This window comes from Flectobacillus major DSM 103 (assembly GCF_000427405.1).
In the GTDB taxonomy this organism is placed as follows: domain Bacteria; phylum Bacteroidota; class Bacteroidia; order Cytophagales; family Spirosomataceae; genus Flectobacillus; species Flectobacillus major.
In genome coordinates, this window is record NZ_KE386491.1 from 624,002 (window position 1) to 640,070 (window position 16,069).

At 38.1% G+C, this 16,069-nt stretch carries 11 protein-coding genes; 4 read left to right on the top strand and 7 right to left on the bottom strand.

Features of this window, described 5'->3' with window-relative positions:
• Positions 1-142: 142 nt before the first annotated feature.
• Together polA and FLEMA_RS67490 are read left to right on the top strand one after the other, a co-directional pair.
• Entirely contained in the window at positions 143-2,974 is a 2,832-nt protein-coding gene (gene polA, locus FLEMA_RS0104440; RefSeq protein ID WP_026994423.1) for a DNA polymerase I, read from the top strand.
• Positions 2,975-3,111: 137 nt separating this feature from the next.
• Positions 3,112-3,936: a DUF5672 family protein gene (locus FLEMA_RS67490; RefSeq protein ID WP_044170795.1), complete on the top strand. Its 825-nt coding sequence runs from the start codon at positions 3,112-3,114 to the stop codon at positions 3,934-3,936.
• Positions 3,937-4,254: 318 nt separating this feature from the next.
• Here FLEMA_RS67490 and FLEMA_RS0104450 read toward each other — a convergent pair whose 3' ends face one another.
• Positions 4,255-5,634, bottom strand: coding sequence for a M20/M25/M40 family metallo-hydrolase (locus tag FLEMA_RS0104450; protein ID WP_026994424.1), 1,380 nt, complete (start codon positions 5,632-5,634; stop codon positions 4,255-4,257).
• A 72-nt stretch (positions 5,635-5,706) separates the two neighbouring features.
• Positions 5,707-6,501 (bottom strand): polysaccharide deacetylase family protein, encoded by a 795-nt coding sequence (locus FLEMA_RS67495; RefSeq protein ID WP_052353946.1) that lies wholly within the window; start codon positions 6,499-6,501, stop codon positions 5,707-5,709.
• A 364-nt stretch (positions 6,502-6,865) separates the two neighbouring features.
• Between FLEMA_RS67495 and pgeF the strand changes: the two genes are divergently transcribed.
• On the top strand, positions 6,866-7,612 hold the full coding sequence (gene pgeF, locus FLEMA_RS0104460) for a peptidoglycan editing factor PgeF (protein WP_026994425.1): 747 nt from the start codon (positions 6,866-6,868) through the stop codon (positions 7,610-7,612).
• A gap of 338 nt (positions 7,613-7,950) precedes the next feature.
• Positions 7,951-8,127 carry a hypothetical protein gene (locus tag FLEMA_RS76900; RefSeq protein ID WP_159102651.1) on the top strand — a complete coding sequence of 59 codons (177 nt, stop codon included), beginning with the start codon at positions 7,951-7,953 and terminating at the stop codon, positions 8,125-8,127.
• A gap of 125 nt (positions 8,128-8,252) precedes the next feature.
• Here the strand turns inward: FLEMA_RS76900 and FLEMA_RS0104470 are convergent, their stop codons facing one another.
• From FLEMA_RS0104470 to FLEMA_RS0104495, 5 genes are all read right to left on the bottom strand, one after another.
• Entirely contained in the window at positions 8,253-10,712 is a 2,460-nt protein-coding gene (locus FLEMA_RS0104470; RefSeq protein ID WP_026994426.1) for an outer membrane beta-barrel family protein, read from the bottom strand.
• 459 nt (positions 10,713-11,171) lie between these two features.
• On the bottom strand, positions 11,172-11,936 hold the full coding sequence (locus FLEMA_RS0104480) for a type III pantothenate kinase (RefSeq protein WP_026994427.1): 765 nt from the start codon (positions 11,934-11,936) through the stop codon (positions 11,172-11,174).
• A 58-nt stretch (positions 11,937-11,994) separates the two neighbouring features.
• Positions 11,995-14,010 (bottom strand): NAD(+) synthase, encoded by a 2,016-nt coding sequence (nadE, locus tag FLEMA_RS0104485; protein ID WP_026994428.1) that lies wholly within the window; start codon positions 14,008-14,010, stop codon positions 11,995-11,997.
• Between the two features lie 117 nt (positions 14,011-14,127).
• The gene (locus tag FLEMA_RS0104490) at positions 14,128-14,397 is read right to left on the bottom strand and encodes a hypothetical protein (protein ID WP_144080039.1); all 270 of its coding nucleotides are present in this window, start codon (positions 14,395-14,397) and stop codon (positions 14,128-14,130) included.
• Positions 14,398-14,630: 233 nt separating this feature from the next.
• Positions 14,631-15,617 carry a VOC family protein gene (locus tag FLEMA_RS0104495; protein WP_026994430.1) on the bottom strand — a complete coding sequence of 329 codons (987 nt, stop codon included), beginning with the start codon at positions 15,615-15,617 and terminating at the stop codon, positions 14,631-14,633.
• Between the last annotated feature and the right edge of the window lie 452 nt (positions 15,618-16,069).

Here is a 16,069-nt window from a genome sequence, read left to right on the forward strand (position 1 = left end):
GCTAGCTCTGTAGCTCAGATAGCAGCGGTGATGAGAATCTATAAGTGACTGATTTTATGATAATACGTATATCAATCGGTCATGTAAAAGTGTTGATTGTCAGAAAGTTTTATTCAACACGCATTATTAATTACCTTTCTTTATGAAAAAACTGTTTCTTCTCGACGCAATGGCGTTGATATATCGAGCCCATTTTGCGTTCCAGAAAACGCCTAGAATCACCTCTAAGGGCTTGAATACAAGTGCTGTGTTTGGTTTTACTAATACTTTGCTTGAGATTTTGGCAAAAGAAAAACCAACACACATCGGGGTAGCTTTTGATACGCCTAAGCCAACTTTTCGACATATTCAGTTTGAGGCATATAAGGCTCAGCGACAAGAACAACCCGAAGATATTACTGTGGCTATTCCGTATGTAAAACGCCTTTTAGATGCCATGAATATTCCAAAGCTTATCATGGATGGCTACGAGGCCGACGATGTTATTGGTACTATTGCCAAAAGGGCTGTGCGTGAACACGACGATATAGAGGTGTATATGATGACTCCCGATAAAGATTATGGCCAGTTGGTAGAGGAACGTATCAAAATGTATAAACCTGCCTTTATGGGAAAAGGGGTAGAGGTATTGGGGCCTGCCGAAATTTGTGAACGATGGGGTATCAAAAGTGTTGATCAAGTAATTGATATTCTTGGCCTTATGGGTGATGCTGTCGATAATATCCCTGGTATTCCTGGCATTGGAGAAAAAACCGCTCAGAAACTTATTGAGGAGTATGGCTCGGTCGAAAACTTGATTGCCAATGTTGATAAACTAAAAGGTAAACAAAAGGAAAATGTAATCAACTTTGCTCAGCAAGGGCTTTTGTCTAAAGAGTTGGCTACAATATTGTGTGAAGTACCAATTGATTTCATCGAAGACGATCTGCGTATGTCGGAAGTGAATAAAGATGCTCTTTCGGCATTATTGGACGAACTGGAGTTTAGAACGCTTCGCAAAAGAATGTTAGGTGAAGACACCGAGGCTGTTACGCCAAAAGAAGAAACTTCGCCCAAAGCCGCCAAAGCTCAGGCCAGTGGTCAGATGGACTTGTTTGGTAGCTTGGTACAAGAAAAAACCTTGCCTTTGAGCAGTCCAAGCGTTGAGCTTGCAACCAAAGGCAATATTCATAATACCGTTCATGAATATCACTTAATTAATACGCCCGAACTCAGACAAAACTTAGTGCATTTTCTGAGTATTCAAGATAGCCTTTGTTTTGATACCGAAACCACCAATATCGATGCCGTAGAAGCTGAATTGGTAGGTTTGGCTTTTGCCTATCGTGCTGGCGAAGCATTTTATGTGCCTATTCCCGAAAATAGAGAAGATGCTCAGGCGATTTTGAATGAATTTAAGCCTGTATTTGAAAATGAAAGTATCGAAAAAATAGCTCAAAATATTAAATATGACTTGATGGTTTTGCAGCAATACGGTGTTTCGGTAAAAGGAAAACTCTACGATACTATGCTGGCACATTACCTTATCGAGCCAGACAAACGCCATAATATGGATATTTTGGCAGAAGATTTTTTGAATTATACGCCAGTATCTATTGAAGAACTCATCGGAAAAAAAGGAGCAAAGCAAGGCAATATGCGTGATGTTGACTTTGAAAAAATCAAAGAATATGCTGCCGAAGATGCTGATATTACTCTTCAGTTAAAACAAAAGCTACATCCTATTTTAGCTGAAAGTACAAGTGCCATCAAATTGTTTGAGGAGGTAGAAATGCCCCTTACACAGGTGCTTACCGATATCGAGCTAGAGGGTATTCGTATTGATACCGAGTTTTTGGCAGATATGTCCAAAACCCTTGAAAGCGATATGCGTGTAGTACAAGACCGTGTATTTGAACTGGCTGGAGTTGATTTTAATATTGGTTCGCCCAAACAATTAGGGGAGGTGCTTTTTGAAAAGCTTAAACTAGACCCTAAGGCCAAAAAAACCAAAACAGGGCAATATATGACGGGCGAAGAAATTTTGTCGAAACTCGAAGGTGAACATGAAATTGCTCGTAAGATTTTGGATTTCAGAGAATTACAAAAGCTAAAGTCCACTTATGTTGATGCCCTCCCTTTGCTGATTTCGCCACGAACAGGACGTATTCATACTTCTTTTAATCAGGCCGTGGCTGTAACAGGGCGTTTGTCGAGTACCAATCCCAACTTACAGAATATTCCGATAAGAACCCCTCGTGGGCGTGAAATCAGAAAGGCGTTTATTCCTCGTAATGAAGAGTTTCAGATATTGTCGGCCGATTATTCGCAAATAGAATTGCGTATTATGGCGGCTTTTGCTCAGGACGAATCTATGATAGAGGCTTTTAATCAGGGACGTGACATTCACGCTACTACTGCTGCCAAAGTGTTTAATGTAAGCCTCGACGAAGTAACGCCAGATATGCGTAGAAAAGCCAAAACGGTTAACTTTGGTATTATTTATGGTGTTTCGGCATTTGGATTGTCACAACAAATAGATATTTCTCGTACCGAAGCCAAAGAAATTATAGATAGCTATTGGCGTGAGTTTCCATCTATCAAAAAATACATGGATTCGGCGGTGATCAAAGCTCGTGATATGGGCTATGTCGAAACGGTCTTAGGCAGAAGGCGTTACCTCCGAGATATTAACGCTCAGAATATGGTAGAACGCGGTTTTGCCGAACGGAACGCTATCAATGCTCCTATTCAAGGCTCGGCAGCCGACATGATAAAAGTGGCTATGATAAAGGTGAATAATTTTATCAAAAAAGAAAAACTCAAGTCACGCATGATTTTGACAGTACATGATGAATTGGTTTTTGATGCACATATTTCGGAAATAGACTTGCTCAAAGAAAATGTCAATAACCTTATGATTCATGCTATTGAGTTTCCTGTAAAAATGGAAACTGGTATTGGGCTTGGTGCCAATTGGTTAGAGGCTCACTAATCCGACAATGTCGTAACCTTACAAGTCTTAATTAGGACTTGTAGGATTCAAAAATCAGTATTAACGTACATTAGCAAGCACGAAGATTTGGAAATAACAATGAGTCGATTTTCGAGCTTGTTTAATCATTGATATTTATGTTGAAAAAAGAGGTTGCAGTAGTGATTCCAATGTACAAAGCGGTGCTAAGCAATGGCGAAAGGAGGTCGCTTGAACGCTGTGTCTCAGTATTGAAAAACCACCCTATGATAATCGCAAAACCTGAGCATTTGGATTTGTCGGCTTTGTTGGTACAATATGACAATTTGAGTGTTGAAAATTTCCCGTCTATGTATTTTGCTGATATTCAGGCGTATAACCGACTGATGATGTCGTCAGAATTTTATCAGCGATTTGTAGATTTTGAATATATTTTAATTTATCAGTTAGATGCCTACATTTTTAGCGATCAATTAACAGAATGGTGTCAAAAAGGGTATGATTATATTGGTGCACCCTGGTTGAGAGATTGGGAGTTTACGTCGCCATTAGACGAAATACGGTTTAATATAAAAAAGAAAATAGCGACAGTTTTGGGACTCACCAAAGAAGACGGTATTACGCCCAAAGAGATTATCTTACAAAATAGCGTAGGCAATGGAGGCTTTTCGCTCAGAAAAGTGAGTGCCTTTTTGAAGGTAACCAACCAGTTTAGGGTCAAAATAGATTATTATTTAGCTCAGAATGGGCATCAATTCAACGAAGATGTATTTTTTGGTATAGAAGTAAACCGCTTTGTTAAGCATATCAAAACTCCCGATTATCGTGAAGCCCTTGCTTTTTCGGTTGAATTTTTTCCGCAACGGTCTATTCAAAAATTGGGGAAATTACCCTTCGGGTGTCATGCTTGGGACGTACACGAGCCTGCATTTTGGGAAGAGAAGTTTAATGAAGCAGAGAAAAAATCGCCTAGTTGTTTGTAATAAGTAAAAAAAGTTATTGAGAACATATCCTCTTGGAGGTAAATACCCTTATAGAAGATGTTTTTTATCTGAATTGTTATTCTATTAGCACGTATAAATAAGCTTTCGGTTTATACTCCTAGACGATATTCGTTAAACATGAGTCTTCCCAATATTTTGGGATAATTTACAATAGAGACCTCTTGTTTGTATTTATTGGAAAAAAGTACACAATTGTAAGGCATTTATTGACTATTAATCAAACAAGGCGGTCGAAAAACTAATTTCGACCGCCTTGTTTTTGCTAAAAAATCGGGATGACTAATGTTTGTACTGGTATTAAAGACCGTATTTGTCTAGCAAGTAAATCAACGATGCCATCGAAGCAGCCCCCATTTCTAATTCACGTTGGTTAACGGTTTCAAATTTATCATTAGAGGCATGATGGTATTCAAAGTAACGCTGAGGGTCGGGCTTGAAACCAATCAAAACAGTACCTTGTGGAGCAAGAGGGCCAATATCGACACCGCCTCCGCCTTTTTCAATTTCATGTAAGCCATAAGGAGCTAACAGATTTTTGTATCCTTGGATTTTGGCCAAAACGGCTGGTGAACCACCCTGAATACCAAACCCACGAGGGGTAAAACCTCCGTTGTCCGACTCTAAAGCAAAAATATGTTTTTCATTATTTTGTTTGGCCAACTCTGCATATTTGATACCTCCTCGGTTGCCATTCTCTTCGTTCATAAACAATACTACACGGATAGTTCTTTTAGGCTTAATACCTAGTTCTTTAAACAACCGCAAAACCTCCATGGATTGTACAATACCTGTACCGTCGTCGTGTGCACCTTGAGCTACATCCCACGAATCGAGGTGGCCACCCACTACGATAATTTCATCAGGTTTTTCAGAGCCTTTTAATTCAGCTACCACGTTGTGAGAAGGGGCATCGTCGAGGGTCTCACAGTTTTGTTTGAAAAAGAATTTAGTAGTAGGGTTTTCTTGTAAGGTTTTGCTCAATAATTCTGCGGCATTAGTACTGATAGCTCCAGCAGGAATCAAAGGTACACCTGTGGCATATTGCATAGACCCCGTGTGTGGGTAATCGTTGAGGGTATTGCTCAATGAACGGATAATACAACCAACAGCACCTACTTTACTGGCTTCGTTAGCGCCGCTTCGGCGTTGGTCGCCAGCTTGGCCATAAGCTTCAAAAGTACTGATTTTGGTAGGGTCCATTGGGCGGTTGAAGAAGATAATCTTTCCTTCACATTTTTCTTTGCCCAAGGCTCGTAATTCTTGGAAGTTTTTCACCTCAATTACTTCTGCCAAAATCCCTTTTTTGGGGGTAGCTATCGAGCCACCTAATGCTAGCAAAGGCACATTGATTTTTTGTTTACCATTCAAAATATACGCTTCTTCTTTTGCTCCACGTTCCCAGTGAGGTACCATTACATCTTGAAGAAATACTTTGTCTGCACCTTCTTGTTCTAAAACGCTTTTGCCCCATTGTACAGCTTTGGCGGCATTGGCCGAGCCAGCCAAACGCCCACCAATATTGGTTGTTAGGTCGCGAAGCCAAGGGTATGATTTTCCATGAGAAAGAGTGGCATCAAAAAACTTTTTGATAGTAACCGAATCAGCATTTTGTGCTTGTGTCTGTGCAAGAGAGGCTGTTAGTAATAATGTTGTGATGAAGGAATACTGTTTTTTCATGAATAAAGGTTTGTTTGATAATTGATGAGTATAAATACAGGGCAAAATGCCAAAATACTACTTAAAAGCGTATCATGGTTGTACTAATTCTGCCATTGTATAAGATTTCAGACCTAATTTAGCACTTTCTGCTAATATTTGTTCTAATCTTTTTATGTCAAAACCATAATCGGTGCCTAGGCGGTTGCTAGCTGATAGGGGGCGGTGGCCAAATAGCATCAGGGCTGTGTTGGTTTTTTGGGCTTTGACCAACGCCCATCGAAGCTCCTGCCAAGTTAGCTGATTACTCTCGTCGATTAATAGAGCCTCAACTCGTTTTTGTCCCTTAAAATCGTAATAAATTTCGTTTATCTGTTCAATATTTCGGTGGTAACTAAAACCGTAAAGCTTACGTTCTTTGAGCGAAACATCTCGTAATAATACAAAATGCTTGAGTAGAGCAAGGTCTATCCACCAAAATTGAGAACCGCCTGGGTGGGCAAAGGTAATAGGTGAAAAGCCTTGCTTTTTCATAGTAGCTAATGCTGGAAAAATTTCAACTTGCATATACTCGGCCAGTGAGTTTTGCCAAACAAATGGTAGTGAACGAATATGCTGAGCCCCATGACAGCCTATTTCATGGCCATCTTTTTCTAAAATCTTGAGAAGCATTATTTCTCTAGGACTAAGGCTGTCGGGCTGAGTAATATAAAAGGTAGCTTTGGTATGGTATTGCAACAACAAAGGCCGTAATTGAAACCATTCTTCAATAAATCTATCATCAAACGACAAGGCTATGCCTGCTTGCTGGGCTGTATGTGAGGTATTGTTTGTCGTACATTGCGACAGTGTTAGGATAACCCAAACTATAATAATATGTGTTTTCATGGGGCAACAAACTTCATATTTTTGAGCAAAATAATGATTCAAAATCTGATAGTTAGAACAAAATACTTGAGTATAATTAGCTTGCTATTTTGTAAAAAATGATTGAATATCTATAAAATAGGCTGCTGTATAGGACATTGCCTTTTATTATATGATACTTTTTTTTATGAATTTTACAAAAGAAAATACCATACGTTCTATAGTCTGTAAATTAAACTCGCCACTCTGCATACAAAATTCAGCACTCCTTCATTTACCTGTCTGACTACCCCTTTGGCTTGGCCAAATGAATTATTGAATGGTAGTTTGGGCGTTTTAATATTCTCGTAATTTTGTAGTGGGAACTTCATAAAACTTATAAAACATGTTCAAACGACCTGAAATTTTTCAGCAATTTACTAATTTAGTGGTTGCTGAAAGTACCCGTCATGGGGGATTTAGTGAAAAACCCTATACCTCTCTGAACTTAGGGTTGTATAGTGGAGATAGTAAAGAAACCGTCTTGAAAAATCGTCGTCAATTCTATCAAGCATTAGGTATTGGCGAGCGGCGTGTTGCCCATTCGTACCAAACACACAGCGATGAAATAGTGGTGGTAACACGTGGTAAGGCATATCAAGGTTATGATGCCTTGATTACAGCTCGAAAAGGGGTTTTTATTAGTGTAACCGTGGCCGATTGCACACCCATTTTGATTTTTGACCCTGTTCAGCAAGCTGTAGGGGCAGTACATGCAGGATGGCGAGGTACGGTAAAACAAATCGTTGCAAAAACGATTCAAAAAATGCAATCGGAATTTAAGACTAATCCTGCAGATTGTTTTGCTTATGTGGGTACTTGTATCGACGAGTGTTCTTTTGAGGTAGGATTAGAAGTAGCCGATGAGTTTATGCCTGAGTTTAAAAGATTTGATGCCGAAAAGCAAAAATTCTTTATAGATTTAAAAAAAGCCAACTTTGTACAATTATTAAACTGTGGTTTGCCCGAAAACCAAATTGAAATTTCGGAGTTTTCAACGATATTACACAATGAAGATTATTTCTCTTTCAGAAAAGAGAGAGGCAAAACAGGAAGATTTGCGGCATTGATAGGAATGAAATTAGAAGAGTAAGCAGAAGGCTGGTTTCGACTAGCCTTTTTTGTTTTTAGGGGTTTTCCAAAATAAAAATAACAAAAGAGTTTATTGACTTATTTTGAGAAGGTTTTCTTGGTAATGTTCAATGAAATATGAGTATTTAAAGAACTTGTATTTGAATAGTTATATTTTTGGTTTATTTGAAACCTATTGATATATCTTTGCGTCATAGTAATGTAAAAAAGATACCATACTGTTTTTGTGAGTGCCAATGATTGTATAATAGTTTGATTGTCAAATTATTACTATTTGGGTATCTTTTATAAGCAATCATTTTTGTTGATATAGGCACTCTTCACTTAAATACCATTATTATGAAATACAATTTGTTGTTGGCCGACTTAATTGTGAAGGAATCACAAGCAAGCTCAAACTCGGATGCTTCTAAAAATGAAGTATCGTCTTCAAATCTCAAAAGTAAAAAGACTAGGTTCAAATCATTCATTGAGTTTATGATGGTAAACCAGCCGACTTATTTAGACTTACGTTAATCAGCGGTAATTAAATGGCTATGAAAAAAAGGTGTTCACAAGTTGAACAGTTATTAAAAAGACTTGAGAAAGGAAACTAAACGTCCCATTCTCAAGTCTTTCGTTATTTGGTAGTATTATTGATATTAGTTTCCTCCGTTTTTCACACGGCTTTTTTCTTCATCCAATCCAGTCGAGCGTCCTCTGGCAGCAGCCACTTTCGAGTTACCAAATCTATAACTGAATGTTAAACGTACCTGACGGCTGTCCCAAGTATTAGCGGCTTTAATATCAACAGAACCATACTGAGTAGAAGCTGTAGCTTTGTTGGTAAAGAAAATATCTTGTACGTTTAATTTTAGGGTAGCCTTTTTGTCTAAAAGCGTTTTTTGAATACCAAAGTTAACAGCTCCTTGTGGGCTTATTCTAAAAATACTCCACAAACCGCCCGAACTATACCAACCTCCAAACTCAATTTTGTAATTGTTTGGTAGAGAAAATGTGTTGTTAGAATTGAAATAATAGTTGGTTGCTTCTGGCAATATATTGGCATTTTGAATTTGACCAGTGATTTTGGCATAGCTCAAATTAAATTCATTCACACTCATCCACCATTTGGTTATAGGAATAGGAGCCGAAAGGGTAATTCCTAAGTTATCTTGTGTTGCCAAGTTGTCCATCGTTTGGAAGGTTGTACGGGTTTCGTTATTTTGTTTCAACAATTCCGACATTACATCTACAGTATGGCTATAGTTGATAGTGGTAGAAAGAATTCCTTTGAACGAGTGGGTCAATTCAAATGAATTGGTTAACTGTGGTCTTAGATACGGATTACCTACTTCGTAAGTATACGGGTCCAAGAAGAATACAAACGGGTTTAGTTGGTCATAGCCAGGGCGGTCAATTCTACGGCTATAGGTTATGCCAAATGTGTTGTTTTTGTTGGCTTCGTATTGTACAAATGCACTTGGGAACAATTTGAAATAATCTCTTTTAAAAGTAGAGTCTTTGGCCGAAGCATATCCTGCCGACTTTCCATCTGCAATAGTCCATTCTCCACGTAACCCTAACTGAAAGCTAAACTTCTTGATTTTGGTTTGGTAGTTTAGGTATCCTGCATTGATATTTTCACGATATACAAAGTTGTTGCTGTTTTTGGCAAGAAGACTTAGCTCTTTAGAATCTTCTTTTTGCTCAAAAAATTTCAAGTCATTGTCTGTTATTACATAGCTAGCTTTGAGTCCCATTCCCCATTTAGTATTTTTTGAAACAGGCAAAGTGTAATCTAATCTAAATGAATATTGATTAATACCCGACAATGATTTGTTGGTTAGGAGCGAATCCGAGCGAAACTTGTTGCCTAATGTTGCTCCTGAAAAATATTGAGTTATATAGTTATTGTCGGTTCTGTCATTGTAATAGGCATAGTCCAAGTCGAGGGTAAGTTCACGTCCTGTCGAATCGAATGTATGTTTGAGGTTAAAATTGGTTGAAATATTCTTCCAAGGGTTGCTCGCTCTATTAGATGTTGGGATAGTTTGAACCACCTGATTATTAATCATTTTGGTAGTGGTAGTTACGGCCGAATCGGCTCCCCATCGGCCAATAGAGCCATTAATCAACACTCCAATAGTAGTTTTGTCATTGATAAAATAATCAGCACCAGCCTTTAGCGAATGATTATAACTTTTACTAACGCGCAAGCTTTGGGCACGGTATATTTCACCTTGTTCTTTGAAATTACGTAGAATATCGTTGGTATTTTCTTGTCTTCTTTCGTTCCAGTTATAATTACCAAAAAGGTTAATTTTGCCATTGCGGTAATTAAGGTTTAGGCCAGCGTTTTCTCTTAGGTGTTTGCCATGCCCAACCCCAACGTTTGCCGAGCCATTTAGCCCCATATTAACATTTTTCTTCATTTTGATATTGATAATACCCGCAGTACCAGCGGCATCGTATTTTGAAGAAGGATTGGTCATAATTTCGATTTGAGACAACTGTTCTGCCGACATATTGCGGAGGAAGTTGCTTAAATCTTGGCCTGTTAAGTACGAAATTTTACCGTCAATCATCACTTTTACACCCTGTTTGCCTTTCAAGGTAATGTTTCCGTCTTTATCAACCATTACATTGGGTGAGCGTTCGAGTACTTCCAATGCCGTAGAACCCGACGCAACGATGCTGTTTTCGACATTTACTACCGTTTTGTCTACTTGGCGTTCAATAAAAGGCTTTTGGGCAGTTACTACTACTTCATTGAGTTGTTTGGTTTCTTCAAACACCTGAATATTTTTTAGATTTATTTGAAGATTGGTTTCGCTGATGGCGATCTTAGGTGAATAGTATTTTTTGTATCCCAATTGGCTAATACTTACAATGTATTCGCCTTTGTTTACATTCTCAAATTCAAATATCCCATTGAGGTCGCCCAATGCTCCTTTTACCAAAGTGCTATCTTTGGCTTTCAGCAGGGTGGCCGTCGGAAACTCAACAATTTTATTGTTATTATCGGTAACTTGACCTGAAATTTTACCTTTTACTTGTGCCAAACTCTCGTAGCCGAATCCACAAGTTGCCAATGTGATGATAAGTAATAATCGTTTCATGATTTTTAAATTTAGCCATTATAAGTATGTTCCAAATAGGAGAGGTGCCATCTTAGAATGTTGATAGTTATGATGCTTGATTGTTAATTCAAAATTAGGGCGATACACACTACCTTGCAATGCAAACTACCTGATCGGCTTCCCTAAATGATGAATGGTAATAAACTGCCATAAAAATTATTGGGAGTGTTGCTTGCGAAGGATAGGTTTTGGTGATAAGATGCAAGAAGTAAATAAAACGTTGCAGGAAGATTTTAAAAAAATAAAAAAAGTCAATCTGTTATTATTAACAGATTGACTTTTGAATTGATAATTCAATTGATTTTTTAGACAAACAGTTGATTGATAGATTTTTATGTAAGTCTAAAATAGATTACTTCTAATACTTAACTATTCAAATTTAGGTATTTTCAAGCTTTATTGTTTGAGGTATTTAGTTGCAAAACTCTACAGACTTACCTATTGATATAAATCTGCAATAATTTTGAGGCCATTAAGAGTTAATGATTTGTCAACCTCGTCAAATTCGGCACGTAATGGCGTAAGAATCGACGACAAACCGCCCGTAGCAAGTACCTTACATTCTTGTCCAACTTCTAATTTGATTTGATGAATCATTTCACGAACCATACCAACGTATCCCCACAACACCCCCGCCTGAATAGCATGTACTGTATTTTTGCCAATAGCCGAATCTGGCATTTTTAGGGGAACTTCAGGAAGTTGAGCTGTATTCGAGAACAGTGATTTTACGGCTGTTTTGAGGCCAGGAGCAATGGATACTCCCAAAATCTTGCCCTCGCCCGACACAACGGTGTAAGTCAAGGCTGTGCCAAAATCTACAACCAGACATGTTTGTCGATAAGTATAATAAGCATAAGTAGCATTACATACTAGGTCTGTGCCTATTTCGTAAGGGCTCAAAATTTCCATATTGAGGATACTGTACATCTCTGGCCCTACCAAAATGGGTTGAATACCAAACATTTCGTTGACCATATCTTTGATTACCACCCTTAAATCAGGAACAACACAGCTAATGATAGCCTGTGAAATATCGCTAATTTTGAGCGAGTTTTCTAAAAATAATAGCCTTAGCTGAGCCTCATAGTCTTGCGAACGCACAGAAAATGAGGAATTAATACGAAATTGATGAATCCATTGTTGGTTATCAAAAACGCCAAATACAATATCAGTATTGCCGATGTCAATGGCTAGTAGCATAAAATAAAAACGATACACCAATATCGTTGGATAACTGTTCGGAATAAATCTTTAATGACTAAAAGCCAATGCGTCTTCTGCGGCTACGTGTTTTTACGTTGTTGACATAGTCGTGCATTTCGGCAAGTTCTTTTTCAAAACCACCCGACAATATCGGGAAGCGTAACCAGCTTCGAGGGTCGAGGTTGCGGTCATCGACATGAAAGCTAGGGGCATATCTTTCACGTTTCCATTGGTTTCTACTCCAAAGCCTAAAGAAACGCTCGATACTCTGTACCAGTTTATCTTTGCTATAAATATTATCAAACTCTAACTCCATCAAAATTAAGCAATCTTTTGGTGATTTTTTATCTCTAAAAGCAGCTGTTTCAATTGCATTGAGGAGGTCGTAAGGCATTAAGTCTTCTTCATCGACTTGTTTGGAAGCCAAAGGACGAAGTTCTGCCGTTGGCTGAAGGTTGTTCATAGCATGAAGTCCAGCTACTTTCAATTGTCCGTCAAGCCCTGTATTTTCGAGCCATCTGAGCCAATGTCTCAAAAAGTGTTTATCAATACCAGCAATAGGCGAAATTGAGCCAGCGGTGTCGCCATCCATGGTAGCGTAGCCAACGGCTGCTTCCGAGCGGTTGGAGGTAGCCAAAAGGAGTGCATTATTGATATTGGCCAATAGCCAAGCACTAGGGGCACGTACCCTTGCCTGAATATTTTGTAATGCGAGGTCGTCGGTTTCCCAAGCCAATTGACGGCCGATAGCCTCTTGGATAAGCCCTTTATAGGTTTCTACAAGTCCATTGATATTAATATCGTAATACGTAGTATTAAGCGATTCGGCCAAAGAGCTTGCCGAATAACGGGTATCATCCGAGCTATTTTCAGTTCCTTGATAAATATTTGTAATCAAGGCTTTTGATAATTCAGCAACCGAAGTACAATCCTGAATTTTTTTGATATGACTTAATTTCTGTTTGAAACCATCTATGCCTAGTTCGGCTACCCCCAATTCTATAGCCAAAAAACAAAGTGCTGTAATAGCCGATGAGTCGGCACCTCCAGAAAGCGAAATTACCCAGCCCGAAGATTTAGATTTGCGTAGGTAGTCAAACAAAGCTAGGGCAATAGCACGAGCCATTTCTTCCTCTTTCTGAAAACCCTTAGCTTCCCAATGTTCGAGGGCATAAATATTGCGAACAGGCTTGATAGCAGGGAAGTCGAAAAGGAATGAAACTTTTTTATTGGAGCTACTAAATGTTAGTCTATTTTGGGTTTGTTCTAGCCGTAACTTTTCAATATCAATTACTGCAGGAGTAAGGTAGAAATCTTTATAACTAAAACGTGTTCCCGAAACCAACATTTCGCCAGCTTGAGCAATCATAGCATCGCCATCGAAAATAGCACGGCCAGCCTCGTTGCCCAACAAATTAGCATAAATATAGGCTACGCCAAAAGCACGAGAACCATCTTGTACGAGGCGTTCTCGGGTTTGGGTTTTGAAGAAAGCAAAATGTGAAGCAGTAGGATTAAGGATAATATCGACCCCCTGAAGATATAACGCTCGGCCTGGGCGGTTGGCTATCCATGCATCTTCGCAGATTTCAAAGCCAATTTTGATACCATCAGCTTCAAAAACTAAATCACCGACAGGATAGCTAAATTCTCCGATAGCCAATTCTGTGCGTTCGTTTTCGGGCCATGGCTGAAACCAACGCGTTTCATAATGAATACCATTGTTGGCAAGTGTTTTTTTACAGGCAAATCCCCTAATTTGTTTATTGGCGATTAGGCAGGCCGCATTATATACTCGGTTGTTGATTCTAATTGGCAAGCCTACTGCTACCATGATACCAGCGGTATGGTCTACGATATCTTCGAGCATATCAATAGCCGTTTCGCAAGTACCATTGGCATAAAACATATCTTCGCAGCCATAGCCAGTAATACATAGTTCGGGAAGGCACAGTATGCTGATGTCTTGATTCTTGGCTTCTTCAATACAACCAATAATATTTTGTTTATTGCTTTCCCAAGCCAAGGGAGTTTGATTAACAACCCCAGCCGCAACTTTGATTAAATTCATATATGAGTGAGTAATTCGGCAAAATTAAGATGTTAAAGTCGTTCTAGAAACTTATGGCAGAACAGAGTTGTAAAGGTACAGAGGCATAAAGCCTCCAAAAGCTTTGGCCCTATATTTTTAATTTTTTTTATCAAAATCTACTCGTTCGCCTGGTAATAGATATTTAAACTTTTTCTTACCAGTCTTTTTATCTTTTTTACCATTAAATTTCTTGTTGCCTCCTAGTTTTTTCCAAGGCCAATGTTTTTTGGTGTAAGTCCACGAAAAAGCAGCTCTTGGGCGAAATGACCCGCCCTCATGTCGGTGCTCGGTGTTGACTCTACAGGTTTTTTCGGGGCATCGACGAGCCCAAATACATCCACTTAAAGTTTGAAAGACTATTAACATACTTAGGGAGGTAATAATGTACTTCAATTTCATGCTATTGAGCTATTTTATTGGCAAAAATAATAATATACCAATCATAGAACGATAAATCGAAGAGAATAATACATACTAAAGGGGCATAATAACAAAGAAGTAGGCATTCAGATGAATACCTACTTCTATTTTTGTAAGGATTATGATATTAGTTTTTAAAAAATAAACAAGTAAGGATATAATATATAATGTTGTGTAAGTTACTGTCTTGAATAACGGCTAACCACTAAATCACCAAGGTCGATGATTAGGCCGTCTGGGCTTAAAATTTGACCATTTGAAAAATGGCTATGTTTGTTGTCACGGTATTGAGGTACTGGCGTATTTTTAAAGAAATAGCCTTTACCATTGATGGCATATACATTTTGCTCTAAGTCTTCAAACAAAAAGCTAAAGTGCTCTTTAATTAGGCTGCTATCGCTTTTTCCGTTTTTATTGAAGTTAGATTCATTCAATACCAAGCCTTCAGGTTCGGCCAAAATAAAGGTATTTCCTCCAATATTGGCTTGTGCTGTAAATTCATTGATAAATGTAATATCACTAGCACCCATTGTATCTTCATAAAACGACAAAGATTTTCTAAGATTTTCTACTACCAATTGTACGTTTTCTATCTTGCAGTATTCGTCGTTACCTTCGGTTTTCTGAACCAACAAAATTAATTGGTTATTGAAAGGCGATGTAATCGCTACCTCTACATTGGGTGATTGAGGGAGCATAGTTTTGCTCATTTTTATAGGAAAACCTGCCGCTTTCAAATCTTTAATCGTTCTTTTCAAGTTGGGTGTACTAATAGTAGTCCAAATCATACCATAATTAGACACACATGACTCCCATTTGTCTACGCTTTTGCTAAAGTTGCATACTTCCGATGGTTCGGGTGTTTCTTTCTTGAAAACTCTAATTACAGGGCTTCCAGGACAAAGCTCAAACTCTAGGATTGACGTATTGTTTGCGTCGGTAGTCAATTGGGTAGCACCCAAAATTGTTTGGAAAAAGGTTGTAGCTCTTTGTTTTTCGAGGGTATGCCCCAAGGCAAAACTGATATGGTCAAGCTTAACGGCTCTGTTTTGAGCAACTAAACGGTTATTGAACGTAGAATAAGCAAATACGATTAAAGTAACAACAATGCTTTTTGCTCCTAGCATGCCAGCATTTTTTTTAAGTAAAGTAAGGGACTGATTCATAAAAGTTTCAAGGATTAATTAATGTGATAGTATATAATTATATCCATTCTATACTAGCAAAATCTATACGTGACCAAGTATTAGCAAAGAATATTTAGTGTTAATAACCCTACTTATCGGCAGTATAATACAATATCAATATGCTTATGACATATATACGACAACCGTCTGAAAAATGATTAACTTTTCAAAAAATAAGTTTCGGGATTTAAGGTTTTCTCTTCAAGAAATAGTACACAGGCTTTATTTTTGTAAAGCACATGTATATTTCAATAGATTTTCATCGCTTTTACTAAATAATGATATTACTTGATTAATAGTGGTTTTTCTACTGTAACTAAATAACGTCTTTATCAATTAGTGGCTAATAAATACATTTAGTTTGTAACGGCGAATTGAGAAAAACACTAAGCGTATAAATTTTGTGAGTACTTAGGAACTGACATAAACAA